22 protein-coding genes are annotated in these 25,786 nt (G+C 57.5%); 3 read left to right on the top strand and 19 right to left on the bottom strand.

Going from position 1 to position 25,786, the window contains the following annotated elements; all coding sequences use genetic code 11:
* Positions 1 to 5: 5 nt before the first annotated feature.
* From htpG to ACA043_RS08475, 3 genes are all read right to left on the bottom strand, one after another.
* Positions 6 to 1,910, bottom strand: coding sequence for a molecular chaperone HtpG (htpG, locus tag ACA043_RS08485; protein WP_497658962.1), 1,905 nt, complete (start codon positions 1,908 to 1,910; stop codon positions 6 to 8).
* Between the two features lie 81 nt (positions 1,911 to 1,991).
* Positions 1,992 to 2,444 carry a PaaI family thioesterase gene (locus tag ACA043_RS08480; protein WP_187677441.1) on the bottom strand — a complete coding sequence of 151 codons (453 nt, stop codon included), beginning with the start codon at positions 2,442 to 2,444 and terminating at the stop codon, positions 1,992 to 1,994.
* Positions 2,441 to 2,917, bottom strand: a complete 477-nt coding sequence (locus ACA043_RS08475; protein WP_401269936.1) for a PaaI family thioesterase — start codon at positions 2,915 to 2,917, stop codon at positions 2,441 to 2,443. Before ACA043_RS08475 ends, ACA043_RS08480 begins: the two co-directional genes overlap by 4 nt.
* 158 nt (positions 2,918 to 3,075) lie before the next feature.
* Here ACA043_RS08475 and ACA043_RS08470 point away from each other — a divergent pair, with 158 nt between their 5' ends.
* Positions 3,076 to 3,312: a hypothetical protein gene (locus ACA043_RS08470; RefSeq protein ID WP_497617114.1), complete on the top strand. Its 237-nt coding sequence runs from the start codon at positions 3,076 to 3,078 to the stop codon at positions 3,310 to 3,312.
* 77 nt (positions 3,313 to 3,389) lie between these two features.
* On the opposite strand, the gene ACA043_RS08465 is transcribed toward ACA043_RS08470, so the two are convergent.
* The 12 genes from ACA043_RS08465 to sdhC all read right to left on the bottom strand — a co-directional run bounded on the left by ACA043_RS08465 (position 3,390) and on the right by sdhC (position 17,657).
* Positions 3,390 to 3,791, bottom strand: a complete 402-nt coding sequence (locus tag ACA043_RS08465) for an MAPEG family protein (protein ID WP_187677439.1) — start codon at positions 3,789 to 3,791, stop codon at positions 3,390 to 3,392.
* The gene (locus ACA043_RS08460) at positions 3,791 to 4,528 is read right to left on the bottom strand and encodes a DUF599 domain-containing protein (protein ID WP_187677438.1); all 738 of its coding nucleotides are present in this window, start codon (positions 4,526 to 4,528) and stop codon (positions 3,791 to 3,793) included. Before ACA043_RS08460 ends, ACA043_RS08465 begins: the two co-directional genes overlap by 1 nt.
* A 159-nt stretch (positions 4,529 to 4,687) precedes the next feature.
* Positions 4,688 to 6,001: a branched-chain amino acid transport system II carrier protein gene (gene brnQ, locus ACA043_RS08455; protein WP_401269941.1), complete on the bottom strand. Its 1,314-nt coding sequence runs from the start codon at positions 5,999 to 6,001 to the stop codon at positions 4,688 to 4,690.
* 319 nt (positions 6,002 to 6,320) lie between these two features.
* On the bottom strand, positions 6,321 to 7,202 hold the full coding sequence (gene sucD, locus ACA043_RS08450) for a succinate--CoA ligase subunit alpha (protein WP_187677436.1): 882 nt from the start codon (positions 7,200 to 7,202) through the stop codon (positions 6,321 to 6,323).
* Positions 7,202 to 8,368 (bottom strand): ADP-forming succinate--CoA ligase subunit beta, encoded by a 1,167-nt coding sequence (gene sucC, locus ACA043_RS08445; RefSeq protein WP_085732277.1) that lies wholly within the window; start codon positions 8,366 to 8,368, stop codon positions 7,202 to 7,204. The genes sucD and sucC overlap by 1 nt, the downstream gene beginning before the upstream one ends.
* Positions 8,369 to 8,551: 183 nt before the next feature.
* Entirely contained in the window at positions 8,552 to 9,988 is a 1,437-nt protein-coding gene (lpdA, locus tag ACA043_RS08440) for a dihydrolipoyl dehydrogenase (RefSeq protein ID WP_187677435.1), read from the bottom strand.
* Between the two features lie 97 nt (positions 9,989 to 10,085).
* Positions 10,086 to 11,303 (bottom strand): 2-oxoglutarate dehydrogenase complex dihydrolipoyllysine-residue succinyltransferase, encoded by a 1,218-nt coding sequence (gene odhB, locus ACA043_RS08435; protein ID WP_497617109.1) that lies wholly within the window; start codon positions 11,301 to 11,303, stop codon positions 10,086 to 10,088.
* 42 nt (positions 11,304 to 11,345) lie between these two features.
* Positions 11,346 to 14,177 (bottom strand): 2-oxoglutarate dehydrogenase E1 component, encoded by a 2,832-nt coding sequence (locus ACA043_RS08430; protein ID WP_187677433.1) that lies wholly within the window; start codon positions 14,175 to 14,177, stop codon positions 11,346 to 11,348.
* Between the two features lie 251 nt (positions 14,178 to 14,428).
* Complete coding sequence (locus ACA043_RS08425; protein ID WP_038364054.1) at positions 14,429 to 15,133, bottom strand: succinate dehydrogenase iron-sulfur subunit; 705 nt, start codon at positions 15,131 to 15,133, stop codon at positions 14,429 to 14,431.
* A gap of 11 nt (positions 15,134 to 15,144) precedes the next feature.
* On the bottom strand, positions 15,145 to 16,917 hold the full coding sequence (gene sdhA / locus ACA043_RS08420; protein WP_187677432.1) for a succinate dehydrogenase flavoprotein subunit: 1,773 nt from the start codon (positions 16,915 to 16,917) through the stop codon (positions 15,145 to 15,147).
* A 3-nt stretch (positions 16,918 to 16,920) separates the two neighbouring features.
* Complete coding sequence (gene sdhD, locus ACA043_RS08415; protein WP_007977503.1) at positions 16,921 to 17,289, bottom strand: succinate dehydrogenase, hydrophobic membrane anchor protein; 369 nt, start codon at positions 17,287 to 17,289, stop codon at positions 16,921 to 16,923.
* Complete coding sequence (gene sdhC, locus ACA043_RS08410; protein ID WP_034156251.1) at positions 17,283 to 17,657, bottom strand: succinate dehydrogenase, cytochrome b556 subunit; 375 nt, start codon at positions 17,655 to 17,657, stop codon at positions 17,283 to 17,285. The genes sdhD and sdhC overlap by 7 nt, the downstream gene beginning before the upstream one ends.
* A gap of 361 nt (positions 17,658 to 18,018) precedes the next feature.
* Here sdhC and gltA point away from each other — a divergent pair, with 361 nt between their 5' ends.
* Entirely contained in the window at positions 18,019 to 19,308 is a 1,290-nt protein-coding gene (gltA, locus tag ACA043_RS08405) for a citrate synthase (protein ID WP_003222994.1), read from the top strand.
* Positions 19,309 to 20,334: 1,026 nt separating this feature from the next.
* On the opposite strand, the gene ACA043_RS08400 is transcribed toward gltA, so the two are convergent.
* The 3 genes from ACA043_RS08400 to ACA043_RS08390 all read right to left on the bottom strand — a co-directional run bounded on the left by ACA043_RS08400 (position 20,335) and on the right by ACA043_RS08390 (position 23,393).
* Positions 20,335 to 21,993, bottom strand: coding sequence for a cation acetate symporter (locus ACA043_RS08400; protein ID WP_187677431.1), 1,659 nt, complete (start codon positions 21,991 to 21,993; stop codon positions 20,335 to 20,337).
* Positions 21,990 to 22,301 carry a DUF485 domain-containing protein gene (locus tag ACA043_RS08395; protein ID WP_187677430.1) on the bottom strand — a complete coding sequence of 104 codons (312 nt, stop codon included), beginning with the start codon at positions 22,299 to 22,301 and terminating at the stop codon, positions 21,990 to 21,992. The genes ACA043_RS08400 and ACA043_RS08395 overlap by 4 nt, the downstream gene beginning before the upstream one ends.
* 240 nt (positions 22,302 to 22,541) lie before the next feature.
* The gene (locus ACA043_RS08390; RefSeq protein WP_095190653.1) at positions 22,542 to 23,393 is read right to left on the bottom strand and encodes a glycine betaine ABC transporter substrate-binding protein; all 852 of its coding nucleotides are present in this window, start codon (positions 23,391 to 23,393) and stop codon (positions 22,542 to 22,544) included.
* Between the two features lie 287 nt (positions 23,394 to 23,680).
* On the opposite strand from ACA043_RS08390, the gene ACA043_RS08385 reads away from it, so the two are divergent.
* Positions 23,681 to 25,276, top strand: a complete 1,596-nt coding sequence (locus ACA043_RS08385) for a glycoside hydrolase family 17 protein (RefSeq protein WP_497658961.1) — start codon at positions 23,681 to 23,683, stop codon at positions 25,274 to 25,276.
* Between the two features lie 122 nt (positions 25,277 to 25,398).
* Here ACA043_RS08385 and ACA043_RS08380 read toward each other — a convergent pair whose 3' ends face one another.
* Positions 25,399 to 25,767, bottom strand: coding sequence for a hypothetical protein (locus ACA043_RS08380; RefSeq protein WP_187677427.1), 369 nt, complete (start codon positions 25,765 to 25,767; stop codon positions 25,399 to 25,401).
* Positions 25,768 to 25,786: the final 19 nt, after the last annotated feature.

The following is a 25,786-nucleotide window of genomic DNA, read 5'->3' as shown; positions in this document are numbered from 1 at the left end:
CGTGATCAAACCGACAGTTCAACCAGCAGCTTGTTCAGACGGCGCACGTACGCGGCCGGATCCTTCAAGCTGTCGCCGGCAGCCAGGGCTGCCTGATCGAAGAGGATGTGCGACAGGTCGCCGAAACGCTCTTCGCTCTGCTCGCCGTCGAGTTTCTCGATCAGCGGGTGAGCCGGGTTGAACTCGAAAATCGGCTTCGAATCCGGCACCTTCTGGCCGCTGGCTTCGAGGATCTGACGCATTTGCAGACCCAGATCCTGCTCGCCGATGGCCAGAATTGCTGGCGAGTCGGTCAGACGATGAGAAACCCGCACTTCAGCCACGGAATCACCCAGCGCCGTTTTCAGACGCTCAACCAGACCTTCTTTGGACTTGGCAACCTCTTCTGCGGCTTTCTTGTCCTCTTCCGAGTCCAGGTTGCCCAGATCGAGGTCACCGCGTGCCACGTCGACAAAGCTCTTGCCGTCGAATTCGCTCAGGTAGCTCATCAGCCACTCGTCGATACGGTCGGTCAGCAGCAGCACTTCGATGCCTTTCTTGCGGAAGACTTCCAGGTGCGGGCTGTTCTTGACCTGCGCGTAAGTTTCGCCGGTGAGGTAGTAGATCTTGTCCTGACCTTCCTTGGCGCGTGCCAGGTAATCGGCCAGACCGACGATCTGCTCGCCGTCGTCACCGTTGGTCGATGCAAAACGCAGCAGACCGGCAATTTTCTCTTTGTTGGCGAAGTCTTCTGCCGGGCCTTCTTTAATGACCTGACCGAAGTTTTTCCAGAAGCCTTTGTATTGCTCAGGCTCGTTCTTCGCCAGTTTTTCCAGCATATCGAGTACGCGCTTGGTCAGCGCCGACTTCATCGAATCGATGATCGGGTCTTTCTGCAGGATTTCCCGCGACACGTTCAGCGACAGGTCGTTGGAATCGACCACACCTTTGATGAAGCGCAGGTACAGCGGCAGGAACGACTCGGCCTGATCCATGACGAACACGCGCTGCACGTACAGCTTCAGGCCTTTCGGCGCTTCGCGCTGGTACAGATCGAACGGTGCGCGGGCCGGCACGTACAGCAGCGAGCTGTATTCGAGTTTGCCTTCGACCTTGTTGTGGCTCCAGGCCAGCGGGTTCTCGAAGTCATGAGCGATGTGCTTGTAGAATTCCTGGTATTCCTCGTCCTTCACGTCAGTGCGAGGACGGGTCCACAGGGCGCTGGCGCGGTTGACGGTTTCCCATTCAACGGCTGGTGTTTCTTCGCCTTCGGCTGCGGTGACTTCTTTCGGCAGCTCGATCGGCAGCGCGATGTGGTCGGAGTACTTCTTGATGATGTTACGCAGACGCCAGCCATCAGCGAACTCGTCTTCTGCCGCTTTCAGGTGCAGAACGATGCGAGTGCCGCGCTCAGGTTTTTCGATGTTAGCGACTTCGAATTCGCCCTCGCCTTTCGACGACCAGTGCACACCTTCGCTGGCAGGAGTGCCGGCGCGACGGCTGTACACGTCAACCTGGTCGGCAACGATGAAGGCCGAGTAGAAACCTACGCCGAACTGGCCGATCAGGTGCGAATCCTTCTTCTGATCGCCGGACAGGTTTTTCATGAAATCGGCGGTGCCCGATTTGGCGATGGTCCCCAGGTGGGTGATCACATCGTCACGGTTCATGCCGATACCGTTGTCTTCGAGGGTGACGGTCTTGGCGTCTTTATCGAAGCTCACACGGATTTTCAGATCAGCGCCACCTTCGAGCAAATCCGGCTTGGCCAGGGCTTCGAAGCGCAGCTTGTCTACAGCGTCAGAGGCGTTCGAGATCAATTCGCGAAGGAAAATTTCCTTGTTGGAATACAGCGAATGGATCATGAGGTGCAGCAGCTGCTTTACCTCGGTCTGGAAGCCCAGGGTTTCCTTTTGAGTTTCCACACTCATGGTCATCAAACTCCAATCAGATGGCATTGGCCGCGACCTGAATGGTCTGCGGCGGGTTGTCATCTGAGTTTGGGGCAGTGTTCAGGATTTCAAGGGCTCATCGATTTTGAAGTGTGCTCGGGCGGTGGCAATCGGTTCGCTCTCTGTGCTTTGCCACGCGGTGACGGCGACGTTGGCCACTCGCCGCCCCTGACGACAGACCTGACACTTGGCCCACGTATCACGAAACTGCCCGGCACGCAGGTAGTCGAGAGAAAAGTCGATGATCTTCGGCACACCCGGCGCCCCGGTAAAAATCAGTAGATGCAGCGCTGCAGCCAGCTCCATGAACCCGGCAATCACCCCGCCATGGATCGCCGGCAACAAAGGGTTACCAATGTTGTCCTTGTTCGCCGGCAGCTTGAACAACAGTTCATCACCGACCCGCGAGCACTCGATGCCGATCAGACCGGCATAGGGGATCAACTTAAGCAACGGCGCGTAGTCGCCCTGCGCGTGGGCCAGTTGCAACTGATCCTTGAAGTCGCTGCTCATTGGCCTTCACTCTTGATGGCGCCGCCGAAACCCTTGGCGCCTTTAATGTTTTTGCCCATGCGCATGAACGTGCCAACAACATGAGCGATTGGCTGTTCGGGATCATCCTGATAGGCAAAACCGCGGGCGAAGATCACATCTGTCGTAACGCGATAGCACTGAGCGAAGCCGTAGACATTTTTGTGGGGTTCAGCGGCGTGCATGTAGTCGATGCGCAGATCAAGGGTCGGGCAGACTTCGAATACCGGCAGCACACACAACGTCGACATCCCGCAGGCCGTGTCCATCAACGAGGTGATTGCCCCGCCATGAATCACCCCGGTTTGCGGGTTGCCGACGATTTTCGGACTGTACGGCAGGATCACTGTAAGTCCTTCACTGGAGGCGCTGTGCACCTGCAAACCCAGTACCTGACAGTGACGCAATGCCGAAAGAAAACGCGTCGCGCGCTCAAAAACGGGGTTTTCGGCCATTTGATAATTACTCTCGTTAGAGCCTGTATTGAGTAGTAACCGGAACAGCAAAAGTTCCGTCGCAAAACAAACTTATATATCTGAAAGAAATGAGGAACTTAACCCTCGGCGCTGAGTTCTTAAGGCTAGTAGTTATTTTCCATAAGGAGAAACACCCCATGCGTAAGACTTTAGCTATTGCCTTGATGTTGACCGCGTCCCTCGGTCTCGCTGCCTGCGATAAAAAATCCGAGGACAAAGCTCAAGATGCCAACCAACATGCTGAGCAGGCTCAGCAAGACATGAACAAAGCACAGGATAAAGTGAACGACGCAGCGCAAGAAAACCAAAAAGCTGCCGAAGCTCAGGCTGAATCGAACAAAGCTGCACAAGAAGAAGCTGCCAAGAAGCAATAATTTGCTCTTCGGTGTAACAAAAGAAAACCCGCCAAGTGCGGGTTTTCTTTTGACTGGAATTTATCGGTACTGTCGACTTAGAGCAACACGGTTCTAAAAGTCGGACTAATCATCAGCAACAACGAACACACTAAGCCGACCAGCCAGACCAAGCTGCGAAGCTTGGGTAGATCCGCCAGGTAAAACCACAAGTAGATAATCCGTGCGATCACGAAAATAATCGCCAAGGCATCAATCAACCACCCTTGGGTTTGCGTGGTGTGCGCCATCAGTACACCCACGGCAAACAGGATGAACGCTTCGATGCTGTTCTGGTGGGCCGCCAGCGCCCTTGCGCCATAACCGGTCAGTTGCGCCTGCTGTTGGCGCGGCAGGTGGTTGTTGTAACCGCCCTGCTCTTTCATGGCTTTGCCCACCGGCATGCGCGCGATATAGATCAACAGCGCACTGATAAACACACACCAGAACGGAATACTCATCAAACGGCCTCTTTGTTCGCCTCGGGGATGGGCGCCTCTGTAGGGGTATAGACCATCACATCGAGAACGTCGGAATGAAATTCGCGGCGATACAAGACGACGACCACGCCGGCGCTCATGATCATGAACAACCATGGGCTGACGAACCAGGCCAGCATGCTCATCCCGAAGTAGTAGGAGCGCAGGCCGAAGTTGAACTGGTTGGCTGCCATCGAAATCACCCGCGCCGCCCGCGAAGCAAAGGCCTTGCGCTCCTGCTCCGAGACTTGACGCTCACCGATCATGGGCGCCGAGCCGATCAGGATCGCCGCAAAGTTGTACTGGCGCATGCACCAGCTGAAGGTGAAGAACGCGTAGACAAACACCAGCGCCAGACACAGCAACTTGATCTCCGACATGCCCTGCGACGCCTGCTGCACCATCGGTATGTCCGCCAGCAACGACACCGCCCGTTCAGACGCACCCAGCACAGTGAGAATACCGGCGAGGATGATCAGTGTGCTGGAGGCGAAGAACGAGGCGTTGCGCTCCAGGTTGCCGATCACGCTGGCGTCGGCGATACGGTTGTCACGCAGCAACATACGGCGCATCCAGTCCTCGCGATACAGGTGCAGGACGCTGGCCAGGCACGCTGTATCACGGGCCTTCCAGGTGGCATAACGGGTGTAGCCGCCCCAGCAGATGACGAACCAGACGGCGGCGAGCAGGTGAATCAGGTTGGCTTGGATGAACGACATGCGGTTCCTTGTGATGTAGATGCGGAATCTAAGCAACCCTTCGACGTTAGCTCAGGAAAAAAGACACTGCCTGACGCCCATAAAAAATGCCCCGTATCGATTGATACGGGGCATTTCTGTTTAAGCGTTCAAGACCCGCTTGTGGCGAGTCAGGAAACGTCAGGCAATGGCTTCGCTGCGCTTGCCCAGCACGCGATCGCAGACTACCGCGACCACCAGAGTCATTACGCACGGCACCAGCCACGCCAGACCTTGCTCGCTAAGCGGCAGATGGGACAGCTGCGAAGGCATCCAGTCAGCGAGACCGGCGCCTTTCAGCGCGTCGATGGTGCCGAACAGGAACGACACCAGCATCACCGGGCCAAGAATACGGCCGTGTTCATGCCAGAAGTCTTTGCAGAAGCTCAGGGCCACCAACACGATGCATGGCGGATAGATCGCGGTCAGCACCGGGATGGAGAACGCAATCAACTTGGTCAGGCCAAGGTTGGACACCAGCAGCGAGAACGCGGCCAGAATGATCACCAGCGTCTTGTAGGACAGTGGAAGCACACGGCTGAAGTACTCAGCACAGGCGCAGGTCAGACCGACCGCCGTCACCAGACACGCCAGCGAGATCAGCACCGCAAGGAAACCGCTGCCCAACGAACCGAAGGTGTGTTGCACGTAAGCGTGCAGTACCGCAGCGCCGTTGGTGGCACCGACCGCGACTTCGTGGCTGCCGGAACCTAGACGGAACAGGCTGACATACACCAGCGCCAGACCGACACCGGCAATCAGGCCAGCGATGATCGCGTAACGGGTGATCAGCGCTGGCGACTCGACGCCACGGGAGCGGATCGCATTAACGATGACGATGCCAAACACCAGCGCGCCCAGGGTATCCATGGTCAGGTAACCATTGATGAAGCCTTGGGAGAACGGTGCTGCCACGTATTCCGGCGTACCGCTACCGATATCACCGGCCGGCAAGGCGAACGCGGCGATGCCGAGTACCGCCAGCGCGATGATTTTCAGCGGCGCGAGAAAACGCCCAACGGTGTCGAGCAAACGGCCCGGGTAGAGCGAGATGAAGAACACCAGCAGGAAGTACACCGAGCTGTAGAGGAACAGCGCCAGCGGACTTTCGCCGGTCAGCGGCGCCAGCCCCACTTCGAACGACACGGTCGCGGTACGCGGGGTGGCGAACAACGGGCCGACCGCCAGGTAGCACGCAGCAGCCAAAATGCCGCCGGCGATCTTGCCGATCGGGCTGCTCAGCGCATCCATCGCCCCGCCAACCTTGGCCAGCGCGACGACGGTGACCACCGGCAGACCGACCGCCGTGATCAGAAAGCCCAGCGCGGCCATCCAGACGTGAGGTCCGGCCTGCAAACCGACGATAGGCGGGAAGATGATGTTACCGGCCCCAACGAACAGGGCAAACGTCATAAAACCAAGTGCCAGGATGTCCTGACCTTTCAAAACTTTCATTAAGGAAATACCACACTACTGAATCGGAATTTAGAGGGGAATTGCCCTGTGGGATTAGGGAAATGCTGTCGATCCGTATGGGACTGACCCGTATAGCGCGTTGCATGCCTTGTGGGCGGCAGACGCAAAAATGGCTGCTAGCCTAACGAATTTGGCTCACAAACGCACTGTTAGAGGGCGAACTATCCGATACGCGACGTTTCCGTGTCGCGTTTTTGCATGTAATTGGGGGCAAGCCTATAAATCCTCGATTGCCGGAAACGACAAAGGCCACCCGAAGGTGGCCTTTGTTTGGTAAAGCGTCAGTTAAGCGCGAGGCTTACTTGACAGGCCAACCAGTCAGCTCGGCCAGGGCCTTGCCGATGTCTGCCAGCGAACGCACGGTTTTAACGCCTGCGTCTTGCAGCGCAGCGAATTTCTCGTCTGCAGTGCCTTTGCCGCCAGAGATGATTGCGCCAGCATGGCCCATGCGCTTGCCCGGAGGAGCAGTCACACCAGCGATGTAGGAAACAACCGGCTTGGTCACGTGTGCCTTGATGTAGGCAGCCGCTTCTTCTTCAGCCGAACCGCCGATCTCGCCGATCATTACGATCGCTTCGGTCTTCGGGTCTTCCTGGAACAGCTTCAGGATGTCGATGAAGTTCGAACCCGGGATCGGGTCACCACCGATGCCGACGCAAGTCGACTGACCGAAACCGGCGTCAGTAGTCTGCTTTACAGCTTCGTAGGTCAGGGTGCCGGAACGGGAAACGATACCGACCTTGCCTGGCAAGTGAATGTGACCAGGCATGATGCCGATCTTGCATTCGCCTGGGGTGATCACGCCTGGGCAGTTAGGGCCGATCAGGACTACGCCCAGCTCGTCGCACTTAACTTTAGCGTCCAGCATGTCCAGGGTAGGAATGCCTTCGGTGATGCAGACGATCAGCTTGATGCCGCCGAAAGCCGCTTCCAGGATCGAATCCTTGCAGAAAGGAGCCGGAACGTAGATCACGCTGGCGGTAGCGCCGGTGGCAGCTACAGCATCTTTAACGGTGTTGAACACTGGCAGACCCAGGTGCTCGGTGCCGCCTTTGCCTGGAGTTACGCCGCCAACCATCTTGGTGCCGTATTCGATGGCTTGCTGGGTGTGGAAACTACCTTGCGAACCGGTAATACCCTGGCAGATAACTTTGGTGTCTTTATTGATCAGGACGCTCATTATTTGCCCTCCGCAGCTTTGACAACTTGTTGAGCAGCGTCGGTCAGGCTGGTAGCAGCGATGATGTTCAAACCGCTTTCTGCCAGTACTTTAGCGCCCAGCTCAGCGTTGTTGCCTTCAAGGCGAACAACAACCGGGATTTTCACGCCGACTTCTTTCACAGCGCCGATGATGCCTTCGGCAATCATGTCGCAGCGAACGATGCCGCCGAAGATGTTGACCAGTACTGCAGCGACGTTAGTGTCGGACAGGATGATCTTGAACGCTTCGGTAACGCGTTCTTTGGTTGCACCACCACCTACGTCGAGGAAGTTGGCTGGCTTGCCGCCATGCAGGTTGACGATGTCCATGGTACCCATGGCCAGGCCAGCACCGTTGACCATGCAACCGATGTTGCCTTCCAGCGCTACGTAGTTCAGTTCGAACTTGGCAGCGTGCGCTTCGCGCGGATCGTCTTGCGACGGATCATGGAAAGTCTTCAGCTTAGGCTGACGGTACATGGCGTTGGCGTCGATGTTGATCTTGGCGTCGAGGCAGTGCAGATCGCCGTCAGCCTTGATCACCAGCGGGTTCACTTCCAGCAGAGCCAGGTCGTGATCCTTGAACAGCTTGGCCAGACCTACGAAGATCTTGGCGAACTGAGCAACCTGCTTGCCTTCCAGACCCAGCTGGAATGCCAGCTCGCGACCCTGGAATGGCTGAGCGCCAACCAGTGGATCGATAGTGGCTTTCAGAATTTTTTCTGGAGTGTCGTGAGCGATTTTCTCGATGTCCACGCCACCTTCGGTGGAAGCCATGAACACGATGCGACGGCTCGAACGGTCAACGACAGCGCCCAGGTACAGCTCTTTAGCGATATCAGTGCACGATTCAACCAGGATCTTGGTGACTGGCTGGCCATTGGCGTCAGTCTGGTAAGTCACCAGACGCTTGCCCAGCCACTGCTGTGCGAAGGCTTTGGCGTCTTCTTTGCTGCGAACCAGCTTAACGCCGCCCGCTTTACCGCGACCACCGGCGTGAACCTGGGCTTTGACAACCCACTCGTTGCCGCCGATCTTGTCGCAAGCTTCTGCTGCTGCTTCCGGGGTGTCTACTGCGTAACCAGTGGAAACTGGCAGGCCGTATTCAGCGAACAGCTGCTTACCCTGATACTCGTGAAGATTCATGCTTTTTACCGTCTTCGTTAGGTACTGCGCATTCGGCGCTGCGCTCTTTATGAGTGCCGCGCCACCTGTGACTGCTGCTTGCGTAGCTGAGCTACGCAAGACTGCGTCCAGCGGACATTCCGCGGTGAGACTTGCTCGCAAGGCTCACGACGGGCCGTTACCGCCGTGGTTTCTTATTGTGTCTTAACGCTTCTTGCGGTTGGCAATGTGGATGGCGCCGCCATTCACAGCCAGAGCAGCTTCGTGCAAGGCTTCAGACAGGGTCGGATGGGAGAAAACCATCATGCCCAGGTCTTCAGCGCTGGTGCCGAATTCCATACCGATCGCGCCCTGCTGAACCAGCTCTGCAGCGCTCGGGCCAATCACGTGCACGCCCAAAACGCGGTCAGTCTTGGCATCAGCGATGACCTTGACGAAACCACCGGTATCGTTGGCGGCCATGGCACGGCCGGAAGCGGCGAACGGGAAGGTGCCGACGTTAACTTCAACGCCTTCAGCTTTCAAGGCCTGCTCGGTTTTGCCAACCCACGCGATTTCCGGGTGAGTATAAATAACCGAAGGGATCAGGTCATAGTTCATCTGGGCTTTGTGGCCCTTGATGCGCTCGACAACCATGATGCCCTCTTCCGAAGCCTTGTGAGCCAGCATCATGCCGCGAACCACGTCACCGATGGCGAAAACGCCCGGTACGGTGGTGGCGCAGTGATCGTCAACGTGCACGAAACCGCGCTCGTCCAGGGTCACGCCGCTATCGGCAGCCAGCAGATCAGTGGTCACCGGACGGCGACCAACGGCTACGATCAGCTTGTCGAAAGTGATGGTCTGTTCGCCGTTGGCATCGGTGTAGCTGACAACGACTTCGTCGCCGTTCACTTTCGAACCGGTGACGCGAGCGCCCAGCTTGATGTCCAGACCCTGTTTGGTCAGGGTTTTCAGCGCTTCCTTGGAAACAGCGGTGTCCGCTGCCATCAGGAAAGTGTCCAGAGCTTCCAGGACAACTACTTCAGAACCCAGACGCGACCACACCGAACCCAGTTCCAGACCGATCACGCCAGCGCCGATCACGCCCAGACGCTTAGGTACGGCTTGGAATTCCAGTGCGCCAGTCGAATCGACGATGACTTTCTGATCAACCGGAGCCGGTGGAATGTCGATAGGACGCGAACCTGGAGCCAGGATGACGTTTTCAGCTTCGATGACTTCAACCGAACCGTCTGGCTTGGTGACTTCGACTTTCTTGCCAGCCAGCAGTTTGCCGTGGCCCTGGATCGAAGTAACGCCGTTGGCCTTGAACAGGGTGGCAACGCCGCCGGTCAGGTTCTTGACGATGCCAGCCTTGCGGCCAATCATCGCCGCGACGTCCATTTTGACTTCGCCGGTCGAGATACCGTGAACGTTGAAGCTTTCTTTCGCTTCCTTGTATTTCCAGGAGCTGTCCAGCAGCGCCTTGGAAGGAATGCAGCCGACGTTCAGGCAGGTGCCGCCCAGGGCTTGCTTGCCTTCGGCGTCGGTGTACTTCTCGATGCAGGCAGTGGTCAGACCCAGCTGCGCGGCCTTGATGGCTGCTACGTAGCCGCCAGGGCCAGCACCGATCACTACTACGTCAAATTTCTGCGACATTCAAAAATTCCTCTTTAGCGAAAAGCTTCAAGCCGCGCGCTCCAAGCCAAGCTGCCCTTTCCTGCAGCTTGAAACTTGAAACCCGCGACTGCTTCTATCAGATATCCAGCAACAGACGAGCCGGATCTTCCAGCAGGTTCTTGATGGTCACCAGGAAGGTCACAGCTTCTTTGCCATCGATCAGACGGTGATCGTAGGACAGTGCCAGGTACATCATCGGACGGATAACGACCTGACCGTTGATGGCCATAGGACGCTGGATGATGTTGTGCATGCCCAGAATCGCTGCCTGCGGCGGGTTGACGATCGGGGTCGACATCATCGAACCGAAGGTACCACCGTTGGTGATGGTGAAGGTACCACCGGTCATCTCGTCCATCGACAGTTTGCCGTCACGGGCTTTCTTGCCGAAAGTGGCGATGCCGCCTTCGATTTCAGCCAGGCTCATCAGCTCGGCGTTACGCAGAACCGGTACTACCAGGCCACGATCGCTGGAAACGGCAACGCCGATATCCGCATAGCCGTGGTAAACGATGTCGCCACCGTCGATCGACGCGTTGACAGCCGGGAAGCGTTTCAGCGCTTCGGTAGCTGCTTTGACGAAGAACGACATGAAGCCCAGGCGCACGCCGTTATGGGACTTCTCGAACAGATCCTTGTACTTCGAACGCAGGGCCATGACTTCGGTCATGTCTACTTCGTTGAAAGTCGTCAGCATCGCCATGTTCGATTGCGCTTCAACCAGACGCTTGGCCACAGTGGCGCGAACGCGGGTCATCGGTACGCGCTTCTCGATGCGGTCGCCAGCGGCGAACACAGGAGCGGCAGCCGAAGGAGCAGCAGCCTTGGCAGGCGCGGCAGCCGGAGCGGCTTTCTTGGCAGCAACAGCTGCAACCACGTCTTCCTTGGTCACACGACCACCCTTGCCGGTGCCGGCAACGGAAGCGATGTTGATGCCGTTCTCTTCAGCCAGCTTGCGAGCAGCCGGAGCAGCGACAGGATCGTCTTCGCCTTCGGCAGCAGCAGGTGCAGCAGCAGCGGCCGGAGCAGCAGCGGCTGGAGCTGCGGCAGCAGCGCCGCCCGCTTCGATGGAGCCCAGGACTTCGTCGGACAGAACGGTGTCGCCTTCGTTCTTGACGATTGCGCCCAGCACGCCATCAGCAGTAGCCAGCACTTCCAGTACGACTTTGTCGGTTTCGATGTCAACGATCAGATCGTCGCGCTTGACAGCGTCGCCCGGTTTTTTGTGCCAGGTGGCAACGGTGCCATCGGCAACCGATTCCGGGAAAGTGGGGGCTTTGATCTCGATAGCCATTATCTGTAGTTCCTTAAATTCGGTTTCAAGTGCGCGAAGGCATTAAACGGTAAACGCGTCTTGCAGCAGTTTTTCCTGCTGCTCGGCGTGCATCGATGCGTAACCACAAGCAGGTGCAGCGGATGCATCACGGCCCGCGTACTCAAGTACGAGAGATTTGTCGTGTTTGCCAACGATGCGGCGCATGTGGTGCTGGCTGCAGTACCAGGCACCCTGGTTCATCGGCTCTTCCTGACACCAAACGATATGTTTGAGGTTGGTGTACGGAGCCAGGACTTCAATCAAGTCGTCCTCAGGGAATGGGTACAGCTGCTCGATACGCACGACAGCGATATCGTCACGACCTTCGGCACGACGCTTTTCCAGCAGGTCGTAGTAGACCTTGCCGCTACACAGAACAACGCGCTCGACCTTTTGTGGGTCTTGAGCATCGATTTCCGGGATAACGGTCTGGAACGAACCTTCGGCCAGATCTTCCAGAGTCGAGATGGCCAGCTTGTGGCGCAGCAGCGACTTCGGCGTCAGCACGACCAATGGTTTGCGCAGCGGGCGAATCACCTGACGACGCAGCAAGTGGTAGATCTGCGCAGGCGTGGTCGGTACGGCTACCTGAATGTTGTGCTCGGCGCACAGCTGCAGGTAACGCTCCAGACGTGCCGAGGAGTGCTCAGGACCCTGACCTTCGTAACCGTGCGGTAGCAGCATGGTCAGACCGCACAGACGGCCCCACTTGTGCTCGCCACTGGTGATGAACTGGTCGATAACCACTTGGGCACCGTTGGCGAAGTCGCCGAACTGGGCTTCCCAGATCACCAGCGCATCCGGCGTGGTGGTCGAGTAGCCGTATTCGAACGCCAAAACGGCCTCTTCCGACAGGAACGAGTCGTACAGGTCAAAGCGTGGCTGACCGTCGTACAGGTGCTGCAGCGGAACGTAAGTGCCAGCGTCTTTCTGGTTGTGCAGAACAGCGTGACGGTGCGAGAACGTACCGCGGCCGATGTCCTGACCGGTCATGCGAATCGGGTGACCTTCGAACGCCAGGGTCGCGTACGCCATGGTTTCAGCGTAACCCCAGTTGATCGGCAGGCCGCCGGCTTGCATCTTCTGACGGTCTTCGTAGATCTTCGCAACCTGGCGCTGAACCACGAAGCCGTCCGGAATTTCCAGCAGCTTGGCAGACAGTTCCTGCAGGGTTTTCAGATCGAAACGGGTGTCGTGACGCGCAGTCCAGGCGTGGCCCAGATACGGACGCCAGTCCACGAACAACTCTTTGTTCGGCTCTTTGACCAGGCTTTTCACTACGTGCAGACCGTTGTCCAGCGCGTTGCGGTATTCGTCGACTTTCGCCTGAACACGCTCTGCATCAAGCGTACCGTCCTGAGTCAGACGATCAGCGTACAGCTCACGGGTGGTGCGCTGCTTGGTGATCTGCTGATACATCAGAGGCTGGGTGCCGCTTGGCTCGTCGGCCTCGTTGTGGCCGCGACGACGGTAGCAGACCAGATCGATTACCACGTCACGCTTGAATTGCATGCGGTAGTCGATGGCCAACTGGGTCACGAACAACACGGCTTCCGGATCATCACCATTCACATGGAGGATCGGCGCCTGGATCATCTTGGCAACGTCGGTGGCGTACTCGGTGGAACGCGAGTCCAGCGGGTTGCTGATGGTGAAACCAACCTGGTTGTTGATCACGATGTGCACAGTACCGCCGGTCTTGAAACCGCGGGTCTGGGACATCTGGAAGGTTTCCATGACCACGCCTTGACCGGCGAATGCCGCGTCACCGTGGATGGAGATCGGCAGAACCTTCTCACCGGTCGAATCGTTACGACGATCCTGACGGGCGCGAACCGAACCTTCGACCACCGGGGAAACGATTTCCAGGTGGGACGGGTTGAACGCCATGGCCAGGTGGACTTCACCGCCGGCGGTCATTACGTTGGAGGAGAAGCCCTGGTGGTATTTAACGTCACCGGAACCCAGCTCGACCTTCTTCTTGCCTTCGAACTCGTCGAACAGCTCACGCGGGTTCTTGCCGAAGGTATTGACCAGCACGTTCAGACGACCACGGTGGGCCATGCCGATGACGACTTCCTTGGTACCGTAGGAACCGGAACGCTGGATCAGTTCGTCGAGCATCGGAATCAGGCTTTCGCCGCCTTCCAGACCGAAACGCTTGGTGCCCGGGTATTTGGTGCCCAGGTATTTTTCCAGACCTTCACCGGCAGTCACGCGCTCAAGCAGGTGGCTCTTGATGTCGGCGGAGTACGTCGGACGACCACGCACGCTTTCCAGACGCTGCTGGAACCACTGGCGCTGCTCGGAATCGGTGATATGCGTAAATTCAGCGCCGATGGTGCGGCAATATGTCTGCTGCAACGCTTCGTGAATTTCGCGTAGGCTCGCTTCCTCTTTGCCGATGAACAGGTCGCCGGCACGGAAGGTCGTATCAAGATCGGCATTGGTCAAGCCGTAATGATTGATCGACAGGTCTGCAGGTGCAGGACGCTGCCACAGTCCCAGCGGGTCAAGCTGGGCTGCCTGGTGGCCACGCATACGGTAGGCCTGGATCAATCGCAGCACTTCAACTTGCTTCTTCTCGTGCTCGCTGCTCACGCTCCCGGCGGAAACCGGTTGAGCGCGGCGCTGGTTCTTTGCCAGCAGCACGAAATGATCGCGAATCGTCGAGTGCGAAACATCAGTGGCAGAGTTGCCGTCGGCAGGCAACTTCTGAAAGTAGGTGCGCCACTCTTCTGGCACAGCGTTAGGGTCGTGCAGGTAGAGCTCATAAAGCTCTTCCACATAGGCAGCGTTTCCACCTGAAAGGTAGGCGCTGTTCCACATGCGCTGCATCACGCTTTCTTGCATGCTTGGTCACCCTCGGTTAGGGGAACACCATCGGTGTCGACACCGAGCAAACTTGCAGAAGTCCGAATGCAGCGACTAAAACAAGCCACTTAGGATCACACTGATAGTCCGGGTACCAGCCCGGATGCCCCTGCTTGTCTCATTTCTTCAAAATAAGAGCTGCAGCTTGTGACTACTGCTCTGGTTATAGCCATGACGCGGGTTGAAGCCCGCGCCACAGCCTCTACGGTACAGCGGTTACAGCAGCTGAATCACACGCCGCTCGAAAGCAGCATGTTACGGATGTGACCGATGGCCTTAGTCGGGTTCAGGCCTTTCGGACATACGTTGACGCAGTTCATAATGCCCCGGCAGCGGAATACGCTGAACGGGTCATCGAGCGAAGCCAGACGCTCGTTGGTCTTGGTGTCACGACTGTCTGCCAGGAAGCGATAGGCTTGCAGCAGAGCAGCTGGACCCAGGAACTTGTCCGGGTTCCACCAGAAGGACGGGCAAGAGGTCGAGCAGCAAGCGCACAGGATGCACTCGTACAGACCGTCGAGCTTTTCACGCTCTTCTGGCGACTGCAGACGCTCGATGGCCGGAGCCGGCGTGTCGTTCTGCAGGTAAGGCTTCACCTTCTCGTATTGCTTGTAGAAGATGCTCATATCGACGACCAGGTCACGGATAACCGGCAAACCTGGCAGAGGACGAACGATCAACTTGTTACCTTTTACAACGGCGGACAGTGGCGTGATGCAGGCCAGACCGTTCTTGCCGTTGATGTTCATGCCGTCGGAGCCGCAGACACCTTCACGGCAAGAGCGACGATAGGAGAAACCTTCGTCCTGCTCTTTGATGAGGGCCAGCACGTCCAGCACCATCAGGTCTTTACCACCGGTATCGACCTGGAATTCCTGCATGAACGGCGCAGCGTCCTGATCAGGGTTGTAGCGATAAACACTGACTTGCAACATGGCGGTCACCCTTAATAAGTCCGGACTTTCGGTTCGAAAGTCGGAACAGTCTTCGGCGAGAAGTTAACGGCACGCTTGGTGACGCGCTTGTCACCCGGGAAGTACAGGGTGTGGCACAGCCAGTTTTCGTCGTCACGGTCTTCGAAGTCTTCACGGGCGTGCGCGCCGCGGGACTCTTTACGCACTTCGGCAGCGATGGCAGTCGCTTCAGCCACTTCCAGCAGGTTTTGCAGTTCCAGCGCTTCGATACGTGCAGTGTTGAAAGCCTGCGACTTATCGTTGATCTTCACGTTAGCGATACGCTGACGCAGATCGGCCAGTTGAGCGATACCTTTCTGCATGTATTCGCCGGTACGGAACACACCGAAGTAGTTCTGCATGCAGCTTTGCAGCTCACGACGCAGGGTTGCCACGTCTTCGCCATCAGTGCGGCTGTTCAGCGAGTTCAGGCGCGACAGGGCAGCTTCGATATCGGCTTCGGTAGCGTCGTCGTATTCGATGCCGTCGGTCAGTGCCTTTTCCAGGTGCAGGCCGGCAGCGCGGCCGAATACCACCAGGTCGAGCAACGAGTTGCCGCCCAGACGGTTGGCGCCGTGAACCGATACGCAAGCCACTTCACCTACAGCGAACAGACCAGGAATGATCTGATCCACGCCGTCGGCGTTCTGGGTGATCGCCTGACCATGAATGTTGGTGGCAACGCCGCCCATCATATAGTGGCAAGTCGGAACAACCGGAACCGGCGCAACCACCGGGTCAACGTGCGCGAAAGTCTTCGACAGTTCGCAGATGCCTGGCAGACGGCTGTGCAGCACTTCCTCGCCCAAGTGGTCGAGTTTGAGCATTACGTGGTCGCCATTCGGACCGCAACCGTTGCCGGCGATGATTTCTTTAACCATCGAGCGAGCAACCACGTCACGACCGGCAAGGTCTTTGGCGTTCGGAGCATAACGCTCCATGAAACGCTCGCCGTGCTTGTTGATCAGGTAACCACCTTCACCACGGCAACCTTCTGTAACCAGTACACCAGCGCCGGCGATGCCGGTCGGGTGGAACTGCCACATTTCGATGTCTTGTACCGGCACGCCAGCACGCAGAGCCATGCCGACGCCGTCACCGGTGTTGATCAGGGCGTTGGTGGTGGACGCGTAGATACGGCCTGCACCGCCGGTAGCCAATACGGTGGCTTTTGCGCGGATGTAGGAGGTTTCGCCAGTTTCGATGCAGATCGCGATCACACCGACGAAATCGCCCTCCTGGTTTTTCACCAGGTCGACAGCGTAGTACTCGTTCAGGAACGTAGTACCGGCTTTCAGGTTGCCCTGATACAGAGTGTGCAGCAGTGCGTGACCGGTACGGTCGGAAGCGGCGCAAGTACGTGCAGCCTGGCCGCCCTTGCCGTAGTCCTTGGACTGACCGCCGAACGGACGCTGGTAGATACGGCCTTGCTCGGTACGCGAGAACGGCAGACCCATGTGGTCCAGCTCGAAAACGGCAGCCGGGCCTTCCTGACACATGTATTCGATAGCGTCCTGGTCACCGATGTAGTCGGAACCCTTGACGGTATCGTACATGTGCCAGCGCCAGTCATCGTTCGGGTCAGCGGACGCGATTGCACAGGTGATGCCGCCCTGGGCGGATACAGTGTGCGAACGGGTCGGGAAAACCTTGGTGATCACGGCAGTCTTGTGACCGCCCTGCGCCAGTTGCAGCGCAGCGCGCATGCCGGCACCGCCACCACCAATGATGATGGCGTCGAAAGAAATCGTTGGAATGTTAGCCATGACTCAGATACCCCAGAGAATCTGCACACCCCAGACGAAGTAAGCGAACATCGCAACGCCGCATACTGCCTGGAAAAGGAAACGTACTGCGGTCGCGGACTTGCCCAGCGCCATTGGCGTCAGGTAGTCGGTCGCGATGGTCCACATGCCGACCCAGGCGTGAGCGCCGAGAGCAACAAGGGCCAGCAGACTGAAGATACGCATCCCGTTGTGGGCGAACAGGCCGTGCCACTGGTCGTAGCCAATGCCCGGATTCGCTGCAAGGTATCCGATCAGGAAAATGAAATAAGCCGCGAGAACAACCGCAGACACACGTTGCGCCATCCAGTCATAGAGGCCCGAACGCGAAAGGTTCGTAACGCTGGTTACCATATCCAAACTCCTGCCAGAACGATCAACACCACCGAAACGGCGATGATAATTTTCGAGCCCAGGCGGCCGCCTTCCAGCGTCTCACCGATGCCCATATCCATGATCAAGTGGCGCACACCGGCTACCAGGTGATACAGCAGAGCGGACAGGAGGCCCCATGCTACGAACTTGGCCAGCGGGCTGGTCAAGCATGCCTTCACTTCGGCAAAACCTTCCTCGGAACCCAGAGACTTGCCCAATGCATAAAGCATGAAGCCGATACCCAGGAAGAGGATGATGCCGGAAACACGGTGAAGAAACGACGTAACGCCGGTGATGGGGAGTTTGATGGTCCTTAGGTCTAGGTTTACAGGTCGTTGGCTTTTCACGGCTTTTTTTTCACACTGAAGAGCCCCTAACAATCAGGGCAAAGTTGTTGGGGAGTGCACTGGTCAGGTAACCACCACCCAGGGATGCGACCCCCAATAAAGCAGGCCCAAAAGCCCTTGGCGGTCGGTGGCCGAGTATAGACAGTTAGGCTACTAATGACAACGCAATCACCTACCCCCAATAGCTGATTGCACAAGTTCAATAAAAGGCGTAAATGGCAGGCAATTTCGAGGAAAAAGTGCGCTTAAAGCCTTCTGGAGCAAGACTTTAGGCAAATTGACATTCGAATTTATCTCACTATAGTGGTGCGGGCCCTGCGTGGGGGGTCTGTCTGATGGTTAAGCATAAATAGGAGGCCACATGGCTGACAAAAAAGCGCAGTTGATCATCGAGGGCGCAGCCCCCGTCGAGCTGCCCATTTTAACCGGCACCGTTGGTCCCGATGTAATCGATGTTCGGGGCCTGACGGCCACGGGCCGCTTCACTTTCGACCCTGGTTTCATGTCGACCGCCTCGTGCGAATCGAAGATTACCTATATCGACGGCGACAACGGCATTCTGTTGCACCGCGGCTACCCGATCGAACAACTGGCTGAAAAGTCAGACTACCTGGAAACCTGCTACCTGCTGCTCAACGGCGAACTGCCGACAGCAGAACAGAAGGCCCAGTTCGTCAGCACCGTCAAGAACCACACCATGGTTCACGAGCAGCTGAAAACCTTCTTCAACGGTTTCCGTCGCGACGCCCACCCGATGGCCGTCATGTGCGGCGTAGTCGGCGCCCTCTCGGCCTTCTACCACGACTCCCTGGACATCAATAACCCGCAGCATCGCGAAATTTCCGCGATCCGCCTGGTTGCCAAGATGCCGACCCTGGCAGCGATGGTTTACAAGTACTCCATGGGCCAACCCATGATGTACCCGCGCAACGACCTGACGTACGCGGAAAACTTCCTGCACATGATGTTCAACACCCCGTGCGAGATCAAACCGATCAGCCCGGTGCTCGCCAAGGCGATGGACCGGATCTTCATCCTCCACGCCGACCACGAGCAGAACGCATCGACTTCCACCGTGCGCCTGGCAGGTTCTTCGGGCGCCAACCCGTTCGCCTGTATCGCCGCCGGTATCGCCGCACTGTGGGGCCCTGCCCACGGCGGTGCGAACGAAGCCGTTCTGACCATGCTTGATGAAATCGGCGATGTGTCCAACATCGACAAGTTCATCGCCAAGGCCAAGGACAAGAACGATCCGTTCAAACTGATGGGCTTCGGTCACCGCGTTTACAAGAACCGCGATCCTCGCGCGACTGTAATGAAGCAGACCTGCGACGAAGTACTGAAGGAACTGGGCATCAACAACGATCCGCAACTCGAACTGGCCATGCGCCTGGAAGAGATCGCCCTGACCGACCCGTACTTCATCGAACGCTCGCTGTACCCGAACGTCGACTTCTACTCGGGGATCATCCTCAAGGCGATCGGCATTCCGACCAGCATGTTCACCGTGATCTTCGCGCTGGCACGTACTGTCGGCTGGATCTCCCACTGGAAAGAAATGCTCTCCAGCCCGTACAAGATCGGCCGTCCGCGCCAGCTGTACACCGGCTACGAGTCGCGTGACATTACCAAGCTGGAAGACCGCAAATAAGACTTGTCTTGCGATAACGTCTTGAGTTGTATCGGGAACGGCCTCTATTTATATAGGGGCCGTTTTTGTTTATTGGGCCGCATCGGCCTGTGGGCCGACTGGTTTTTTGGAATCAGGTGTATATCCGTTTTTTGAGTAGCTGCTGCTGGCGGTTTCGCTCTTACAGCGAGTCACCTTTTCCAAACGCCGGAATGCCGGCCCAGCGAAAAGGTAACCCAAAAGACTTTGCCCCGGCGTTCGGCACTTCGCTGAGGCTCAGTGTTCCCTCGCTACGGTGTCCATCAGGGGGCATCGCCTACGGTTTGCTTCGCTGCACCTCCTCTCGATGAATGCGGCTTCGCCGCACGGCGCTTCGCGCCTACCCCCCCCTGATGAACACCTTCACTCGGCCTGCCGATGGGGGCAAAAGAGCAAAAGCAACATCAAGAGCCAAGCCAAAGCCAAAGCCAAAGCCAAAACAGATCAAAAGATCGCAGCCTTCGGCAGCTCCTACAATTGGGTTGGGTGCACCTGCTAGAGATTGGTCGACTGTCAGGCCGCCATCGCGAGCAGGCTCGCTCCCACAGAAAATCAGAAGTCGACCGCACGCTTTTCCACCACCCAACACAATGAGCGTTAGCTCGAGTGCAGCTTTTGATCTTGATCCACCGGCCCCTTCGGCAGGCTGAGTGGAGGGATTTATCCGGGGGCGGGAGCGCAGCGACCGTTTGGCGAAGCCAAATGCATCGAGAGGAGGTGCAGCGAAGCAAACCGGAGGCGATGCGCCCGGATGAATCCCGGAGCGAAGGAACCCGAGCCTGCGAGGGCCGAACGCTGGGGCAAGCCTTTTTTTGCTTACTTTTTTGAGGCGTTTGTCAAAAAAGTGAGTCGCCGTAAGGGCGAAACCCTAAGAAGCCGTTACCGCAGCAACGGATATAAACGCAACAAAAAGGCAACAAACAGCCGCAGTCCGATAACCGCCCAATAAAAATGCCCCAATCTCTCGACCAGGGCATTCAGTACAGCGTTGCTAACTATCGAAAACCATCAGTGCGAAACCGCCCCGCTCGCCCCCAATCCCGTCTGCGAACGCACAAACTGCGGGAAGAACAGCGCCCGCTCCTTGTCCGCTGCCGCCGACTTGTCAGTGATCGAGAAGAACCAGATCCCCACAAACGCGATGATCATCGAGAACAGCGCCGGATACTCGTAAGGGAAGATCGCCTTCTCATGATGCAGAATCTGCACCCAGATGGTCGGGCCAAGCACCATCAGGCCCACAGCACTGATCAGCCCCAGCCAGCCGCCGATCATCGCACCGCGAGTGGTCAGCTTCTTCCAGTACATCGAAAGCAGCAGGACCGGGAAGTTACAGCTCGCCGCGATGGAGAACGCCAGGCCAACCATGAACGCGATGTTCTGGCTTTCGAACAGGATACCCAGACCAATCGCCAGCACTGCCAAGGCAATGGTGGTGATCTTCGAAACGCGGATCTCATCCTTCTCGTTCGCCTTGCCTTTCTTGATCACGCTGGCATACAGGTCATGAGACACCGCCGATGCACCGGCCAGAGTCAAACCCGCGACAACCGCCAGAATGGTCGCGAACGCCACAGCCGAGATGAAGCCGAGGAAGATGCTCCCGCCGACTGCGTTGGCCAAGTGCACCGCCGCCATGTTGTTGCCGCCCAACAGCGCGCCAGCAGCATCTTTGAAGGCCGGGTTGGTGCTGACCAGCAGGATCGCGCCGAAGCCGATGATGAAGGTCAAAATGTAGAAGTAGCCAATGAAACCGGTTGCGTACAGAACGCTCTTACGGGCTTCTTTAGCGTCGCTCACGGTGAAGAAGCGCATCAGAATGTGTGGCAGGCCAGCAGTACCGAACATCAGCGCCAGACCGAGGGAGAACGCCGAAATCGGATCTTTCACCAAGCCGCCAGGGCTCATGATCGCTTCACCTTTAGGGTGAACCTTGATCGCCTCGGAGAACAGCATGTTGAAGTCGAAGTTGACGTGCTTCATCACCATCAGCGCCATGAACGAGGCACCGGACAGCAACAGCACAGCCTTGATGATCTGCACCCAAGTAGTCGCCAGCATGCCGCCGAACAGCACGTACATGCACATCAGCACACCGACCAGAATCACCGCCACGTGGTAGTCCAGACCGAACAACAGTTGGATCAACTTGCCGGCACCAACCATTTGCGCGATCAGGTAGAACGCCACCACCACCAGCGAACCGCAGGCAGACAGGGTGCGAATCTGGGTTTGCCCGAGGCGGTAGGACGCCACGTCGGCAAAGGTGTATTTGCCCAGGTTACGCAGACGCTCGGCGATCAGGAACAGAATGATCGGCCAGCCCACCAGAAAGCCGATCGAGTAGATCAGGCCATCGTAGCCGGAGGTGAACACCAGCGCGGAAATCCCCAGGAAGGACGCCGCCGACATGTAGTCACCGGCGATCGCCAGACCATTCTGGAAACCGGTGATCTTGCCGCCCGCCGCATAGTAGTCGGCCGCCGAGTTGTTTTTCTTCGAGGCCCAGTAGGTGATGTACAAGGTCGCGCCAACGAACGCCACGAACATCAGGATGGCTGGAATGTTCAGTGGCTGCTTGGCCACTGCGCCCGTCAAGGCGTCAGCCGCAAAGGCACAAGGCGCGAACGCTGCAACGCTCAATAGAGAAAGTAGACGCCGGATCATTGCTGAGCCTCCTTGAGAATCGCATTGTTCAGGTCGTCAAACTCGCCATTGGCGCGGCGCACGTAGATAGCAGTGAGGATGAAGGCCGAGATAATCAGGCCGACACCGATAGGAATGCCCCAGGTAATCGAGGATTCAGGACTGAGCTTCGCACCCAGCACGTGTGGCCCGTAGGCGATCAGAAGGATGAATCCGGAGTAGAGCCCGAGCATGATCGCCGAGAGTATCCAGGCGAACTTTTCCCTTTTTCGCACCAGCTCCTTGAATCGGGGACTGTTTTGAATCGAGAGGTAAATGCTGTCGTTCATTGTTTTTATCCTCGCAGCACAGATTATTGTTGGAACGTAGCTAATGTATGCGGCTGCGGGACAGGTTCCAGACGACCTTAGTAGTAGAACGCCATGACACTTTTGCCAATTTCAAGCAGCCCAAAAACAAATGTGGGAGCGAGCCTGCTCGCGAAGGCGTCGTGCCAGTCAACATTTAGTTAACTGACAGACCGCTTTCGCGAGCAGGCTCGCTCCCACTGGGGTATATCGGTGTTGCGGTTATTTAGTCCAGTCAGCCACGCGATCCGGGTGTTTGGCCACCCAATCCTTGGCGGCTGCATCAGGCTTGGCACCGTCCTGAATCGCCAGCATCACTTCACCGATTTCGTCTTTCGAAGCCCACTGGAAGTTCTTCAGGAACTTGGCCACTTCTGGTGCCTTCGCATCCAGGCCCTTGCTGCCGATGCTGTTCACGGTTTCAGCAGCGCCGTAAACGCCTTTAGGGTCGTCGAGGAAGCGCAGCTTCCACTTGGCGAACATCCAGTGCGGCACCCAACCGGTGACGGCGATGGATTCGTTTTTCTTCTCGGCACGGGTCAGCTCGGCAATCATGCCGGCGCCGGAGCTGGCTTTGAGGGTGTACTTATCGAGGCCGTAATCCTTGATCGCCTGATCGGTCTTGAGCATCACGCCTGAACCGGCGTCGATGCCGACTATGCGATTTTTGAAGGTGTCGTCGGTTTTCAGGTCTTCGATCGACTTGGCTTTTACATATTCCGGGACGATCAGGCCGATTTTCGCATCCTTGAAGTTCGGGCCGTAATCGACGACCTGATCCTTGTTCTTCGTCCAGTATTCGCCGTGGGTCACTGGCAGCCAGGCCGACAGCATGGCGTCGAGTTTACCGGTGGCGACACCCTGCCACATGATCCCGGTGGCGACGGCTTGCAGTTTCACGTCGTAGCCGAGTTTCTGCTTGATCACTTCGGCCGCCACGTGGGTGGTCGCGACGCTGTCGGACCAGCCGTCAACGTAACCGATGTTCAGGGTCTGTTTTTCAGCGCTGGCGAAAGTGGAGCTCATCGCAAGCGCCAGAGCGGCACCTGCGCCTAAAAGTCGTCGCATCTTCATCGTTACTTCCCCGAAATGCTGCGCCCGACGGATGACGGGCGGCGTCAACGTATTGTTATGGTGCACAGCGCCCCCATCACGCCTCACCGCAAACTCGTCCGGACATCAGTGGAGTACTGACGGCTTCGATCATCAACCTGACGCCCAAGGCGACCTGCTCTGTCAGCGACCTCAAGGCAACGAGAAACGACATCAGAAGGCCATTAACCGCGTCTATATAAATGACGCCAAATAATCCGCCCGAACTTTGCATGTCAAAACCATGCGGGCCACCAACCCTCTGTTAATTGCAGGTAACATGCGTCGCTTTGCAGCCACTCGGCCTGACCATGTCCGCGACTTCCCGCTTTGCTTTTCTTCCTTATGTCTTCGTCTGCCTGCTCGGGCTGTTTGCCCTTGGCGGCTTCTGGTATGGCCTCGGTAAGCCATTGATTTTGCCGGACGCTGCCACCCCGACGCACAAGTTGCAATGCGCCTCCTATACCCCATTCGACAAGGACCAGTCGCCGTTCGACGTGCCGTTCAAGCTGCGCCCGGAGCGCATGGACGCCGACCTCGCCCTGTTGGCGACGCGCTTTGAATGCATCCGCACTTACTCCATGACCGGCCTCGAAGCGCTGCCGGATCTGGCACGTAAACATGGCCTGAAATTGATGATCGGCGCCTGGGTCAACAGCAACCCGGTGGACACCGAGAAGGAAGTCGACCTGCTGATCGCCTCGGCCAACGCCAACCCGGACGTGGTCACCGCAGTAATCGTTGGCAACGAAGCGCTGCTGCGTAAAGAGGTTACCGGCGGGCAATTAGTGAAGCTGATAAACAAGGTCAAAAGTCACGTTAAACAGCCGGTGACTTACGCCGATGTATGGGAGTTCTGGCAAAGGCATCCAGAAATCGCTCCCGCCGTGGACTTCATAACGATCCACTTGCTGCCGTACTGGGAAGACCATCCATGGAACGTTGACGTGGCCTTGTCGCAAGTGGCCGCGATTCGTCGCAGTTTTGGCAGCATGTTTGCGCCAAAAGAAATAATGATCGGCGAAACTGGTTGGCCGAGCGAAGGCCGCCAGCGCAAGACTGCCGTGCCGAGCAGAGAAAACGAAGCCAAGTTTATCCGTGGCTTTGTCGCGATGGCCGAGAAGGAAGGCTGGCGTTACAACCTCATCGAAGCATTTGATCAACCATGGAAACGTGCGAGCGAAGGCGCGGTCGGCGGTTATTGGGGGCTGTTCAATGCCGATCGCCAGGACAAGGGTGTACTCGCAGGCCCCGTGACCAACGTACCGTACTGGAAGCAGTGGCTGGCCGTCGGCGGTTTGATTTTCCTCGGCACATTGGTCCTCGGCGGTCGGGTTCGCACGACGCGATCAGCACTGGTGCTTCCGCTGTTGGGCGCCCTCGCCGCTTGTTCAATCGGTGCGTGGGGCGATCTGGCCCGCGTGACCACACGATTTGCCAGTGAATGGCTGTGGGTCGGGCTGCTGACGGCGTTGAATCTGTTGGTGTTGGCGCATGCCGCGCTGACCTTGAGCACCCGCACGGGTTGGCGTGAACGGGCGTTCAATCTGCTGGAACGTCGCGCCGGTTGGCTGGTTGCGGCGGCAGGGTTCGCGGCGGCGGTGATGATGCTGGAGATGGTATTCGATGCGCGTTATCGCAGCTTTGCGAGCATGGCGTTCATCCTGCCGGCGCTGGTTTACCTGTGCCGCCCGGTTAGCGTGCCGCGTCGGGAGATTGCGCTACTGACCTTTATCATCGGGGCCGGCATTGCGCCGCAGTTGTATGAAGAAGGATTGCTGAATCAGCAGGCCTGGGGTTGGGCACTGGTGAGTTTGTTGATGGCTGCTGCACTTTGGCGCTGCTTGCGGGTTCGCATCCGCTGACCTTTAGCGCCTGTACCTGCCTCATCGCTGGCAAGCCAGCTCCCACAGGTTTTGGGGTCATACACAAATGTTGTGTTTCTCCAGATCCCTGTGGGAGCGGGCTTGCCCGCGATGACTGATTTTCAGGCGCTGCGAGACTCCCGGACAAGGCGCAACCCGGCAATCACCACCGCAAACACCGCCAGCGTCGTGTTGTACAACGCCAGTGCCGGCAACCCGAAGACCAGCGCCAGCACCGCCAGCCACCACCCTGCCCGCCCGGGCAAGACAAAACCGATCAGCGCCGCACCCAGCGCCGTCCAGCCCAACACCTTGAAGTGAATCATCAGCCCGAGGTTCGAGCGCACCTGACACTCCCAACGGCTGGCCTCATCCACACAGATGCCGACCCACTGCCCGTCTTCCATAAAGCCATAACGCGCGCCATAACTGGCAGCCAGCCATAACGGCAACAAAACGAGCAGCAGAATCACGGGCAAACGGCGGGACATGAAACTCTCCAATCAACGA

The sequence above is a fragment of the Pseudomonas sp. LBUM1648 genome (genome assembly GCF_059716145.1).
This window is presented reverse-complemented; position numbering and strand designations above follow the sequence as displayed.